Source organism: Bacteroidia bacterium, assembly GCA_020852255.1.
In the GTDB taxonomy this organism is placed as follows: domain Bacteria; phylum Bacteroidota; class Bacteroidia; order JADZBD01; family JADZBD01; genus JADZBD01.
On record JADZBD010000002.1, the window covers coordinates 216,047 to 229,382 of the forward strand.

Annotated in this window: 15 protein-coding genes; 9 read left to right on the forward strand and 6 right to left on the reverse strand. The window is 48.3% G+C overall.

Features of this window, described 5'->3' with window-relative positions:
* Positions 1–23: 23 nt before the first annotated feature.
* From IT233_01675 to IT233_01690, 4 genes are all read right to left on the reverse strand, one after another.
* Positions 24–2,585, reverse strand: coding sequence for an adenosylcobalamin-dependent ribonucleoside-diphosphate reductase (locus IT233_01675; GenBank protein ID MCC7301328.1), 2,562 nt, complete (start codon positions 2,583–2,585; stop codon positions 24–26).
* Between the two features lie 299 nt (positions 2,586–2,884).
* Entirely contained in the window at positions 2,885–4,084 is a 1,200-nt protein-coding gene (locus IT233_01680) for a proline dehydrogenase family protein (protein MCC7301329.1), read from the reverse strand.
* Position 4,085: 1 nt separating this feature from the next.
* A complete protein-coding gene (locus IT233_01685) occupies positions 4,086–5,420 on the reverse strand; it encodes a cbb3-type cytochrome c oxidase subunit I (GenBank protein MCC7301330.1) in 1,335 nt (444 codons plus the stop codon).
* The gene (locus IT233_01690; GenBank protein ID MCC7301331.1) at positions 5,417–5,803 is read right to left on the reverse strand and encodes a cytochrome c; all 387 of its coding nucleotides are present in this window, start codon (positions 5,801–5,803) and stop codon (positions 5,417–5,419) included. Before IT233_01690 ends, IT233_01685 begins: the two co-directional genes overlap by 4 nt.
* A 124-nt stretch (positions 5,804–5,927) precedes the next feature.
* On the opposite strand from IT233_01690, the gene IT233_01695 reads away from it, so the two are divergent.
* From IT233_01695 to IT233_01735, 9 genes are read left to right on the forward strand one after another with little or no spacing between them, the layout of a single operon-like run.
* Positions 5,928–7,115: a molybdopterin molybdotransferase MoeA gene (locus IT233_01695; GenBank protein MCC7301332.1), complete on the forward strand. Its 1,188-nt coding sequence runs from the start codon at positions 5,928–5,930 to the stop codon at positions 7,113–7,115.
* A 56-nt stretch (positions 7,116–7,171) separates the two neighbouring features.
* A complete protein-coding gene (locus IT233_01700; GenBank protein MCC7301333.1) occupies positions 7,172–7,513 on the forward strand; it encodes a LysR family transcriptional regulator in 342 nt (113 codons plus the stop codon).
* A 38-nt stretch (positions 7,514–7,551) separates the two neighbouring features.
* Positions 7,552–8,289, forward strand: a complete 738-nt coding sequence (locus tag IT233_01705; GenBank protein ID MCC7301334.1) for a sulfite exporter TauE/SafE family protein — start codon at positions 7,552–7,554, stop codon at positions 8,287–8,289.
* Positions 8,289–8,873 carry a molybdenum cofactor guanylyltransferase gene (locus IT233_01710; protein MCC7301335.1) on the forward strand — a complete coding sequence of 195 codons (585 nt, stop codon included), beginning with the start codon at positions 8,289–8,291 and terminating at the stop codon, positions 8,871–8,873. The genes IT233_01705 and IT233_01710 overlap by 1 nt, the downstream gene beginning before the upstream one ends.
* Complete coding sequence (locus IT233_01715; GenBank protein ID MCC7301336.1) at positions 8,870–9,103, forward strand: MoaD/ThiS family protein; 234 nt, start codon at positions 8,870–8,872, stop codon at positions 9,101–9,103. Before IT233_01710 ends, IT233_01715 begins: the two co-directional genes overlap by 4 nt.
* Positions 9,100–10,224 (forward strand): HesA/MoeB/ThiF family protein, encoded by a 1,125-nt coding sequence (locus tag IT233_01720; GenBank protein ID MCC7301337.1) that lies wholly within the window; start codon positions 9,100–9,102, stop codon positions 10,222–10,224. The genes IT233_01715 and IT233_01720 overlap by 4 nt, the downstream gene beginning before the upstream one ends.
* A gap of 1 nt (position 10,225) precedes the next feature.
* Positions 10,226–10,687, forward strand: coding sequence for a molybdenum cofactor biosynthesis protein MoaE (locus IT233_01725; protein ID MCC7301338.1), 462 nt, complete (start codon positions 10,226–10,228; stop codon positions 10,685–10,687).
* Complete coding sequence (locus IT233_01730) at positions 10,680–11,600, forward strand: bifunctional molybdenum cofactor biosynthesis protein MoaC/MoaB (GenBank protein MCC7301339.1); 921 nt, start codon at positions 10,680–10,682, stop codon at positions 11,598–11,600. The genes IT233_01725 and IT233_01730 overlap by 8 nt, the downstream gene beginning before the upstream one ends.
* Positions 11,593–12,027, forward strand: a complete 435-nt coding sequence (locus tag IT233_01735; protein ID MCC7301340.1) for a hypothetical protein — start codon at positions 11,593–11,595, stop codon at positions 12,025–12,027. Before IT233_01730 ends, IT233_01735 begins: the two co-directional genes overlap by 8 nt.
* 6 nt (positions 12,028–12,033) lie before the next feature.
* Here IT233_01735 and IT233_01740 read toward each other — a convergent pair whose 3' ends face one another.
* Positions 12,034–12,489: a hypothetical protein gene (locus IT233_01740; GenBank protein MCC7301341.1), complete on the reverse strand. Its 456-nt coding sequence runs from the start codon at positions 12,487–12,489 to the stop codon at positions 12,034–12,036.
* A 12-nt stretch (positions 12,490–12,501) separates the two neighbouring features.
* Positions 12,502–13,230, reverse strand: coding sequence for an iron-sulfur cluster repair di-iron protein (ric, locus tag IT233_01745; GenBank protein ID MCC7301342.1), 729 nt, complete (start codon positions 13,228–13,230; stop codon positions 12,502–12,504).
* Between the last annotated feature and the right edge of the window lie 106 nt (positions 13,231–13,336).

The following is a 13,336-nucleotide window of genomic DNA, read 5'->3' on the forward strand; positions in this document are numbered from 1 at the left end:
TGACAAGTTTTATTCCCTTAGGCCTATCCGCACTTGGAACTACCACAGTTCTTGCACTTTACGCATCCCTCCTCATAAACCAGTCCGTCCGGGCTTTCACATTCGCTGCATCTTCTGTCTGCAGCCTTGGTGCCATCGGGGATGAATTTCTTGAGGGCGCGCTCAACGCCACTTCTCCAGGTATTGATATTTTCGTTATAGAGATGCAGGTTTTCGATCAGATCCACCACATGAGGTAATGGCATACCATGGCGGAGGATGCCTGAAAGCAGTTTTGCATAGTTCCAATACTCCTTATTGAATGAACGGGAGAGACCTTCAATTGTTACGCGGTATCCCTCCTTATCCATGAACTGGAAATCGTACCTCTTTTTTCCATCCTCACCCGAATTCTTGATAATCCATCCTTTATCTACCCAGGATGGGATGCTGAAGGAATCCTCTGCTCTTCCTGTGAAAATCTCGTAGGGGCGGTTATTCAGTATTCCCACCACAGCGATCCACTTCTCGTCGTGGTTCATGAAACGCACAACAGACGCATCCAGTGTTTTGGGGCGCTTCGGGGGACGGGTTTCTACAATTTCCTGCGTGGTTTCCTTCTTCTTTTTATCGGTAGCCACAAGAACGCCACTGCGCGATCCCTCGCGGTAAACGGTGATTCCCTTAAGTCCGTTCTTCCAGGCCTCCATATAGATATCTCCTACTTTTTCCACAGACACATCTTCCGGGAGGTTGATTGTAGAGGAAATAGAATGGGTGGTGTACTTCTGCACCACAGCTTGCAGAAGTACACGCTTTTCCCAATCAATTTCAGGGGCGGTAGATCCGAAATACGGGCTTTGGGAGATGTCCTCCTGCCCGGTTACATCCATCCATGTTTTCACTTTCGGATGATAGACGGTAAATTCCTGCCAGGAGTCTCCCATTTTATCTACAAAATCTACCCGCCCGTTCTTCTCCTGTGGGTTAACCTTGCGGCGGCGCTTGTAGGAGAGCATAAAGACGGGTTCGAGTCCTGAGGACGAACGTGCCAGAATGCTCAATGTGCCGGTAGGAGCCACCGTACTGATGGAAATGTTTCTTCTGCCGTGCTTCATCATGCGCTGGCAGAGTTCGGGGAACTCATCCTGCATCATGCTGATGAATTCAGAGTTTTTCTCGATAGCAGGGCTGAATCCTTCGAATTTCCCGCGTTCGATCGCCATATCAATGGAGCTGTTGAACTCCGCCTCACACTTCGCACGCATGATCTTATCTACTTCCTTGAGGGCTTCATCCGAGTCGAATTTCATTCCAAGCGCTGCCAGGGTATCTCCCAGTGCAGTAAAGCCGAGTCCGGTTCTGCGCCCCTTCTTTCCGGAATTATAGAGAAGCTCCCAGGTTTGTTTCTCCACCATTTTGATAAAGTCGGGTTCAGGATCCTGATCCACTTTGCCGAGGATTCGTTCTACGGCTTCCAGCTCCAGATCAACCAGATCATCCATCAGGCGCTGGGCCTCATAGGTTACTTCAGCGAATTTCTTGTAATTGAACTTCGCCTTGTTGGAGAAAGGTTTTTCTACAAAACTGTACAGATTAATCGCAATCAACCTGCAGCTGTCGCCACCCTGCATGGCAATTTCAGAACAGGGGTTGGTAGAAACGTTCTTGAAACCGGGATACACGGAAGAGGTGGAATAATGATGCTGACGATCCCAGAAGATAAGTCCGGGTTCAGCTGTATTGTGCGCACACTTCACAATCGAGTTCCACAAATCCCTTGCATCAACCATTTTCACGTATTGCGGCTGCTGGGAATCTATCGGCCAGCGCAGCTTGAACTCTTTACCTTCCGCAACTGCCTTCATGAACTCATCGGAAAGGCGAATGGAAATGTTGGCACCCGTAACTTTTGAAAGGTCCTGTTTAACTGTGATGAACTGCTCCACATCGGGGTGAGCGATATCCAGGGTAATCATCAGTGCTCCGCGGCGGCCATTCTGTGCTACTTCGCGGGTGGTGTTGGAGAAACGCTCCATAAATGAAACGGCTCCCGTGGTGGTTCCTGCCGAATTGGACACGCCCATACCGGCCGGACGAAGGGTAGACAGATCCACCCCTACCCCGCAGCGTCGCTTGAACAACTGTGCCATCTGCTGGTCAGTGAAAAATATTCCTCCGTAGGAATCAAATATTTCGGGAAGCACAATACAATTGGAAAGGGAAGCAATCTGGTGGGGATTACCCAACGACGACATCACGCTGCCCTGCGGCACAACATATTTAAAGTCTTTAAATAACTCGTAGATCTTCTTCTCCGTAAGCTCTCCGCGCTCCTGCCCGTATGCAGAAAGATTCTTTATATCGCCATTCAGTGAAGCTTTGGATTTGTATTTCCGCTCAATGCGACCAAACTCGCTGGCCATTCTCAAATGCATATCATCCGGAATGATCTCCAGAAAGTATCCCATGTTGTCTTTCATGGCATACTTATTCATCCAGGTGGTAGCTGCCAGTTCATCTCCGTTAAAATATTCTATACATGCCGCTAAAACCTCTTCATAGGTGTAATGTTGTGTCTTCTTACTTGCGGTTCTCCGTTGCATCTCAGCGGTCAATACTTCCATAAATTCTAATTTTTTTTGGGATTAAGGTTTTTGTGATTTGTTCTGCGACGAAATTAGATCGCAAAAAAATTGGAACGATTTCCAAACTTTTAACATTGCCAAGTTGTTTTGAACAAGTCACCTTCCATATACCCCTTTTAGTATGATAATCATATAGTTACGTATTCACCTCAGTTTACAGGTTTGGGCGTGTTTGCACGAAAACGGACAAAACAAATTGTTTATAAAATTGCTGAAAAAAAAATGAAATTAATGTACGAGGCGTGGATGTGCAGACTTCAGTGATGTCCTTGCGGTAATAAAGCTTGTTGCTTTCTGCGTTCTTTTTCCTCCAGGATCAGCCTCAACTCCCGTCCCATCTGTCCTGCGATTGCGGTGTTCTCTTCCGCTCTCCGGATCAGGTAAGGGATAACGGACTTCACGGGGCCGTAAGGAACGTATTTCGTTACGTTATAACCTTTATCTGCCAGGTTATAGGTAATGTGATCGCTCATTCCATACAACTGGGAGGAGTACACGTTAGGATGGTTATTAGGTATTCCGAGCTCCGCCATCTTCCGCACAAGAAACAATGTGCTGGCCTCATTGTGTGTTCCCGCACACAGGGTAATCAGATCTACATTACGCAGACATATCTCCACGGCTTTATCAAAATCGGTATCTGCTCCTTCTTTGGAAGTGTGGATGGGTGAACGGTAGCCCTTCTCCGCAGCCCGGTTGTTTTCCTTTTCCATGTAAGCGCCCCTTACCAGCTTGATCCCGATTCGGAAATTCCCGGAACGGGCCCGTGCGATCAGGGCATTGAGATATTCCAGCCGATCCCACCGGTACATCTGCAGTGTGGTCAGCACAATGGCCTTCTCTTTATTGTATACCGGCATGAGTTCCTCGGCGATGCGGTCTATGGAATTCTGAATCCAGCTTTCCTCCGCATCAAAGTAGATCGGTACACCCGCTGATCTTCCTGCCTCGCATAGCATACGTATCCGGCCAGTTCCGGTATTCCATTCTTCCAGGTCCTTCCCCGTGAGCGAGGTTCCGTCATTGGCTTTCTCCAAAACCGAAGAGGGCATGAGTCCGGTAAGCTTAACACTGGTATAAGGAATGGCAGGATTCTTCTCGGCACTTTTAATAATGCGTAAAATTTCTTCTCTGGTGCTTTCAAGATCTTCTGTGTTCTCCTCTCCTTCCACTGAATAATCCAGGATAGAACCCACTTTATGACGGTGCAGTTCACTTACTACCGCCTTGCTCTCTTCCAGTGTTTCCCCTCCGCAGAACTGTTCGAATATAGTGCCACGGATTAGTCTGCGTATAGGCATACCCACTCGCAAAGCAAGCCGTGTGGCTCCGGAGAAGAAGCGAACCAAACCCGGGCGGGCCATCAGTTTAAACAGCCATCCGGCCTTCCTCAACTGCCGGTCGTTCCGGGCAACAAAGGCGCGTTGTGTATCATCAAAAGAAACGGGGTCGGACATATTAATCTTCTTTTTTTCTCAGGTACTCAAAAAATTTATCTGTCAGGGGCAATAAAATAATTGCTAAACCGGCAAGGATCCCCAGGCCGGACCAGGCAAAGACCCAAAAAAATGGTCTGGCTCCGTTCATAATTTCTCCGAAAGAAGTTCCCCGCTCAATGATGTGGATTCCTCGGTACACCCCTGCACCGATCAAACTGCACCAGAAAACCAACAGGGAGATCTGCAACAACCAAAAACCAAAGATCATTCGCTTTTTTTCACCTGCATCGTATTCGGAGGGTCCCACCAGTGTTGCCGCATAGGTAAGAGAAGCCATAAGAATCATAGTATTGATACCAATGGAACTGCCCATAGCATGGGCCACCGTTACGTGGGTTCCATGGGTATAGAGATTGATCGCCGGAACGGAGATGGCCAGGGCGAGGATGAGGTTCAAAAACACCCACCACTCGGATGCAGCCAGAAAGCGGGAAGGGAAAAAATGAAATTCCTTCATCGCATCGGTAAGGGTGGCTCTCCATTTATATATGATCCGGGCAAGGATGATCAGTTCTGTCATGCTCACGAAATAGGAAATGTACCTCACCCAGGGCTGATTGGGTACGGTATATAAATGATGTGCCCACCCGAACAAAAGATTGGTGAATCCCAGGAAATACATCAAAAATGCCAGCCGTGAGTTAGCCACCGACCCATCCTTGCGTGTTTGCTCCATCAAAAAAATGGCAGTACCATAGACCAGCATATTCCAGGACCCCACCAGTGCGCCGTAGGCCTTCCACTGCACGGTAAGGTCGCGTACAATATTGTCTCTGAAATAAGGAATGAGCCAGAGGTAGGACTCGGAGAAGGTCAGCAAAAAGAAAATCACTCCGGTTGACCACATCCAGAGATACACCGGCCAGGGTTCTTTGCGTTTACGGATCGTGCGGAAATAGTTCCAGGCAAAAAGAATCCAGGATAAGGCGATGGGTACAGCAAAGGCTACGGGAAACTCCCAGTATTCGCGTCCACCGAATTTCCCGGCCAGGTAGCTCACGCCGATTCCTGCGGCCGTGATCACAAACAGCCAGGCATGGATCTTGGCCAGCGGACGTGAATAGAGTGTGAGCCCGAGGTTTCGTTGTAAGTAAAAGTAGATTCCTCCTACGGAAGCAAGAAAGATCCATCCCACCACAAAAGACACATGGATAGGACGGGTTTTATGAAAACCGATCGCCTCCAGTAATCCCGGCTGAACGAACTGAAATGCCGCTATGGCGCCAAACACGAGCCCAATGAGAAGAGCTACGCAAGCCAGCAGAAAGAATATGACCCCAATCTCCTTTTTCATCTGGATCCGGGTAAAGTAAGGCTGCCGTCCTTTTCAATCACAGCATCGGTGGGCGGAGAGATTCCGGTTTTGTCAACATACGCGAGAAACGCAAGCAATTGCCTTATCTCCTCCTCTGAAAAATCAAAATCCGGCATGCGGGATGAGCCGTTTCGAAGAAATGATTCCGCATAAGCGGGTCCTTTCCCGGCGGCAGATATCACGTTGGTTAAATCCGGTCCCATGTATCCGCCCAAGCCATATAATTGATGACAGGCGATACAATTCCGTTCCTGAAATTTCAATTTCCCGGATTTCGCGTCCTCCGTCAGCATCTCCATACCTCTTTCTTCCCCCGCTCCGCTCTCGTAAACCATCCAGGAATACACACCGAACGTCCCCACAAGGGAATAAAAAATTAAACGCCGGACTATAATTTGCATAGCAATTCTTTCAATAGCGTACCTTCACGCAGGAAACGGAAACGTGTCGACTTTAAAGCGACTAAATTAGGGATTTTTGCCTGTTATGAACTACATGATCAGTGTTGAATTTGCCCGGGAACTCATCCTCGAAACCTGCCGAAGCGGCAAACGGATAGCGGTACCCGCTCAAAAGGCTCTGGGCTTCGTGCTTGGAGAACCCGTTTCTGCTCCTGCATCACTGCCAGCTTTTGACCAGAGTGCCATGGACGGATATGCCTTTCGTATAGACGATCTTAAGGAGCATAAAACCCTGCGCCTGGCCGGCATTGCCGCTGCCGGAAAAACCAAAACCGTTAAAGTAAGTAAGGGAGAGGCTATAAGGATATTTACAGGCGCAGTAATTCCACCGGGAGCTGATACGGTGGTGATGCAGGAAAATACCGAAGTCATTAACGGGGTACTGAGTATCCGTGTTATTCCTCCACGGGGCGCAAACATCCGTTTGGCAGGATCCCAGATCAAAAAAGGGGAAGTAGCCCTCCCGACCGGAACTTTACTGGGTCCGGCGGCCATTGGTTTTGTTGCTTCAATGGGAATTACCAAACTGAAAATATTCGCCCGGCCGCGAATCCATATATTGGTGAACGGGAACGAACTGAAACGAAGCGGAGTTAAAATTAAAAAAGGAGAAATCCATGAATCCAACTCCCTAATGCTCGAATCCGCCTTGCATGAAATGAATGTACGGGATGTTAAAAAAGAATTCTGCCCTGACAATCCTGTTCTCCTGCTGAAAAAAGTAAAAAAAGCACTTAAAGAATGTGACATCCTGCTCCTGACCGGAGGAATATCTGTGGGAGATTACGACTTCACGCGGAGTGTGCTGCAAAAGGCCGGTGTGGATGAAGTATTTTATAAGGTGAAACAAAAACCCGGTAAACCCCTTTGCTTCGGCACAAAAAACAAGAAACTCATTTTCGCTCTGCCCGGAAATCCAGCCGCCGCGCTTACCTGCTTCTATGAATATGTTAAACCCGCAGTGTACCGGGTGATGGGACTCCCCTCTCCGCCACTTCCGGCCCTGCGTTTACCCCTGATCGGGTCCTATTCTAAAAAGAAGGGACTTACGCATTTCCTCAAAGGAATTCACGACGGAAAACAAGTCCGGCTTACGGTAGGCCAGGAATCCTTTATCCTAAGAAGTTTCGCCGAAGCCAATTGCCTGGTTTGTATCCCCGAAGACTGTGAAACTGTTTTGGAAAACGCTGATATTGAAGTACATCCACTATAGTAATCACCTGACTGAGGTCATTTTTTTTATTCCGTAAAAAGAGGGAAATTTATCTGATGGAATCAAAGTACCGTGTAAACGGAAGTATTTGGATTGAAGGAAAACACGGTGCCTTTATCGGGCACGGTCGGGTTTTGCTTCTCGAAGGAATTCAAAAATTTGGTTCCATTACAAAGGCCGCACGTGCCATGAAGATGTCCTACCGGCAAGCCTGGGAACTTGTAAACTCTATGAATAAAGAATCGCGGAGCCCGCTGGTAGAAACAGCTTCGGGCGGAACCGGAGGTGGTGGCACCTCACTGACTCCGGAAGGAAGAAGAGCAATTGCCACCTACAGAAAGCTGAACGATGAATTTTCCCGGTTCAGGGAAGATCTTACCCGCGATCTCAAGCTTTGATTTTTTTTCATGTGCGTTATTCTTAATTATATATAACGATGCCATTAAGTGAACTGATACTTTTTACCGTATTGCTTTCCGCAGTGGCGTTTCTCTACGCATCTGTTGGTCACGGAGGCGCGAGCGGCTATCTGGCTCTCATGGCTTTATTCGGCTTTAGCACCGTTGTTATGAGATCCTCGTCATTGGTGCTCAACGTACTGGTGTCCTTTATTGCTTTCCTGCAATTCTACCGCGCCGGATACTTCCGGTGGAGACTACTTCTTTGGTTCGCACTGCCGGCAGTGCCGGCGGCTTTTCTCGGGGCAATGGTAGATGTGGACGATCAGTTATATAAACGCATCCTTGGAATCATTCTTCTGTTTCCGGTACTGCGGCTTCTGGGTCTTTTCGGGAAAGAGTCGGAAGAACAGAGAAAGGTGATTGTTCCCGTAGCGCTTATCCTTGGTGCAGGAATTGGGTTTTTGTCGGGGATGATTGGCATCGGAGGAGGAATAATTCTTTCGCCGGTGATTCTATTCTTGCGTTGGGGAAATTTAAAGGAAGCCGCCGCGGCATCGGCCTTATTCATTTTTCTTAATTCGCTGAGTGGGCTTGGTGGAATGATGGTGAAGGGCTTTGATCCTGATCCTTATCTGTGGATCTGGGTTGGAGCTGGTGTGCTGGGAGGAACGGCCGGTGCCTGGTTCGGGAGTTCGGTTGTTAATAAGAAAATTCTGAAGGGGTCGCTGGCATTGGTTCTGACTGTGGCCTGTTATAAACTGCTAACCATATAATGAATCCGAACACTGAAATCACGGGAATTGTACTCGCCGGAGGGAAGAGTTCAAGAATGGGTCGCGACAAGGGACTCATAGAGGTGAACGGCACTCCCCTCGTTTCGCGTGCGATTTATCTTCTACAGAGATACTGTGGCAGTGTAATAATCAGCAGTGGAAATTCAGCGTACGACCGGTTTGGAGCACCCCGAATTGTCGATGAAATTCCCAATATGGGCCCTGTTGGCGGCATGATCAGCTGCATAAAAAAAACAGAAACACCATGGCTGCTGTTTCTGGGATGTGACATGCCATTGCTCGATGGAGAGGTGCTGGATCTGCTGGTTGCTGCCCACCGGGAAGAGAAGGATGCGGTAGTGATCCGTCATAACGGAGAAGCGGAACCACTTTGCGGCCTTTATTCCCGGAAAGCACTGCCCCACTTTGAAGCTGCATTACGCGGGGAAAATTATCGCCTGAAGGATATTCTGAATAAACTCAAAACGCAATTTATTGATCTTCCAACACCTATCTTTGTACGTTCCTTCCGGAGCATGAATACTCCGGATGAGTTCCGGGTGATTGAAACACTGATATCATGAGTTATACCGTACGCTTCTTCGGAAAGATTGCCGACCTCACCGGCTCAGCGCAAACGCAGATGCCGTTCGCGACCGGATTGCAGGAATTGATCCTGGAACTACAGAAACAGTATCCTGCTCTTCAGGGACAAACGTACCTTGTAACCGTAAACCGGCAGGTCAGGGATATAGAAGGCGGACTAAACCCGGGCGATGAGATTGCTCTCTTACCTCCTTTTTCCGGTGGATGATGCTTAACAAAGATCAAATAGAGCGCTACAGCCGGCACTTGTTACTGGAAGGAGTCGGCACGGAAGGACAGGAGAAACTTTGTTCCTCCCGTGTGCTCATTATAGGTGCTGGGGGCTTAGGCTGTCCGGCCGGTTTATATCTGGCGGCGGCAGGTGTGGGAAAAATCGGAATCATTGACTTTGACCGCATAGAAATAAGTAATCTTCAGCGACAAGTACTTTACCGCACCTCCGATACAGGCTTGTCGAAGGCATTGAAAGCAGGCGAGCGACTTTCCGAACTGAATCCCCTTATTCGTATTCAGGTCTATGACCGCAAACTGGATACCGCTGCAGCGCTTGAACTGTTTCCTGAATACGATGTGATTATTGACGGCAGCGATAATTTCAGCACACGCTACCTGGTAAATGACGCCTGTGTACTTACCGGCCGCCCGCTGATCTATGGTTCCATCCATCGTTTTGAAGGACAGCTTTCTGTTTTCAACGCTCTTTTACCTGATGGTACGCGCGGACCCACTTACCGTTGTTTGTTTCCAGAACCACCTGCACAGGGCAGCATTGGCAACTGTTCTGAAGTTGGTGTACTCGGCACACTGCCGGGAATGATCGGTACCATGCAGGCCTCCGAGGCAATTAAACTCATCACAGGTGCCGGCGAACCACTGAGCGGAAAATTACTGCTGATGAACAGCCTTACTATGGAGTTCACCACACTGCATTTCAGCAGAAAAGCCCATCCCGCAATCAGCCGGGAACATTTTTTGAGAACGGATTACGATCTCGCGTGCGGCACAACAGAAAAGTCCGGCGATATTTCTGAACTGGAACCGGAAGAACTTTCCCGCTTGCTTGAAAACAGAACGGAATTGTTTATAGTGGATGTGCGCGAACACGGGGAACTCCCGGAAGATGAAGGACTGGCGGATGCGCGCTGGCCCCTTTCAACACTGGAAGGCGCCGGCAATACTGTTCCGGAAGATAAACAGGTTATCCTGTTTTGTAAGAGCGGCATCCGAAGCCGCAAAGCTGCCCGTATTCTTGGCCGGCAAAGCAAACTATCCACCCTTTACAGCCTGCGTGGAGGAATCCTTGCCTGGCTGCAAAATAATATGAGCTGAAATGACCAAAGAACCAAAAAACGTGTTCCGCGATGGACCCATCGGAACTGCATTCATTGCAGACAGCATCGCCAAGCATAGCGTAAAGACAAGCATTGGAGGGCATTCCATTTTTCTGGGACAGGTACGTGCGGATGTCATCGGAGGCACACCGGTGCGTGCGATTGAATATACTGCATACACGGAAATGGCCAATGAAGAAATGCACCGCATACGGGAGGAAGCTTTCCGAAAGTTTGAATTAACGTGCATGCACATCTATCATAGCCTTGGGACGGTAAAAGCCGGAGAGATCTGTCTTTTCGTGTTTACCTCCTCCCCTCACCGTGCGGCGGCTTGCGATGCCTGCCGTTGGATCGTTGAGGAGATAAAAGCCAAGGCTCCTGTATGGGGAAAAGAAATTCTGGAGGATGAAAGCAGCGTTTGGAAAAAAGAAAATCAAAATTTTACTGCACATGGTTGATATCACACATAAACCTACCACGCTTCGGCACGCAATCGCCACTGCTACACTGAAAGTAAGCAGGCAGGAAACCATCGATGCCATCCGGAATAAAACCGTTCCCAAGGGAGATGTTTTTGAAATGGCTAAAGCAGCGGGTTTGCTGGGAGTAAAGAAAACCAGTGACTTGATTCCCGATTGCCATCCGCTACCCGTAGAATTTGCGGCCGTGAGGTATTCCGTTGAAGGCTTATCCGTAGTGATTGAAATGGAAGTAAAAACTATCTATCGCACCGGGGTGGAAGTAGAAGCGATGCATGGCGTTTCAGTGGTTGCCCTAACCATGTACGATATGCTCAAGCCGATTGATAAACAGATTGAGATCACCGGGATACGGCTTCTGGAAAAAAAGGGAGGGAAAACAGACTTTACAGATCAGTTCCGTAAAGACCTTAAAGCAGCCGTAATTGTCTGTTCTGATACCATCTCCAAAGGAAAAAAAGAGGACAAGGCGGGTAAAGCCATCATGGCTTCTCTGGAAAAGAACGGTGTCACCGTCAGTCACTATTCGGTGATTCCCGATGAAAGCGACATCATCCGAGACACATTAAATGCACAACGCGCCTCCGGATTTGACCTGGTTATATTCACCGGGGGAACCGGTCTTTCTCCCCGGGATGTGACTCCCGAAGCAATACGGCCTTTACTGGATCGCGAAATACCCGGCATTTCTGAGGCCGCCCGGAATTATGGGCAGGATCGCACACCTTACTCCATGCTTTCCCGGTCAGTGGCAGGTCTCTGCGGAAATATGCTGGTGCTCGCTCTGCCTGGTTCAACGAAAGGTGCTCGTGAGACAATGGATGCATTGTTCCCTTCCGTGCTCCACGTCTTCAGAATAATGGAAGGTGCTCAACACTATCAAAATGGCTGATCGTTCCGGTCTGAAAAAAAATCTACGCTATCACAGGATCATTGTGATTAGCATTGTGCTTGTCTACATATACTTTCAATATCAGTACAGTGCCGGGAGTTGGAATCACGAGAACGGACAACCGAAAGTAGTGGGAAGTAAAATGAACGGAAAAGATGAAGGGCTTTGGATCTGGTTCTACGCTAACGGGAAAAAACAACTGGAAGGAAATTTTCAGTCCGGCCGGCGAGTGGGTCTCTGGACCTCATGGGACAGCCTGGGTAACAAAGTCACGGAAAGTCATTATAACGACGACAAACTGAATGGCCTCTTTGTAAAGTATTACCCCGGCGGCCGGAAGGAGCAGGAATGCCAATACAAAAACGATATTCTTACCGGGCCGTGTACAAATTACAGGCAGGACGGTTCCCGTATTGAAAGCCAATAAACCAGGTTAGTCCGGAAGTTCGAACTCCGTTTCCCACGCTTCGTTCGTGTTGAGCCGGATGAGCTTTACCTTTAGAAATGCCTCGTCTCCACGTTTGTGATAGAACCGGTCTGTTACCTTGCTCTCACCGGCAGCATCCTTCTCTTCCTGCACACGGATTACATCACCGATCCGGGGCATAAACGGATAGCGGATACTCAGCTTTTCATCTTCCGTTACTACCAGTCCCATACCCGTTTCAAACAGAATTTCCTCGAATTTCTCTGCAAAAATCTCATCATTGACTTCTTTCTTCGCCTCCGGCTTCAGATGTGTACACCAGTGGGTGAACCGCTTAAGCGCCTGTTCACGCAAAGCCTCCCGTATATACATAGGGAACGGGGAACGGATATGGTCATGATCACGAAACCAAAAATCAAATGCGGCTTCGGTAAGATCGGGGGTATCGGCAACGGGGTCCATCAATTTACCGGATCAGGGGTTTAAAAGTTTCTTCTCAAGCTCAATCGCCTTTGGGAACAGAATATTGTTTTCAAGATGTATGTGCTGGTGCAGGTCATCCGTGAATTCTTTCAACTTCGCAAAACTCACACGATAGGTGTTGCATGCATCCGGAGGAGGATTAAACCCGGAAGAGAGCTTCTCAATATGATCCATTACATCTCCTACCAGCTCATGTTCCATCTCCATCATCCGTATTGGATTGGCAATGGTTCCAAAACCGGGAGGTGAAACCTGTGTTCCCGCCTTTTCCGCTTCCACCAGCACCTTAATGTATGGAAAAAGAATATGCTCCTCCTTCATCATATGCCGGTTCAACTCATCCACAGCTTTCAGGAAATCATCTGCGATCTCCTTCACCTCCGGATGCTCTCCTCCATGCACCTTTGAAACTTTTTGGGTGTATTCGTACAAGGTGGGAATAGTGCGCACAACATATTTGTGATGCGTATTAACAATATAGTCCGCCAGAAAATCCAAACCCCACTGATTGTAATCCTGGGATGGAACAACGGGTTGCTGCTCAGCCACCGACAATTCCTTTTCAACCTGGTCCAGCGATATGCCTTTGTCGGAACAAGCTTTCTGTAACTGCTTCTTCCCACCACAGCAAAAATCAAGTCCGTATTTTCTGAATACTTCTGCCTTTCGGTAATCGTTAGAAACGAGTTCCTTTAAGGTACTCTCACCGTATTGACTCATGATAAAGGGTCTTTTAAGAAGACCAAATTTCATACTACTACATATAATCACCTATGACTCTTATCAGCGCAAGCAACCTCAGATGTGATCTCACAGTATGAAAAAT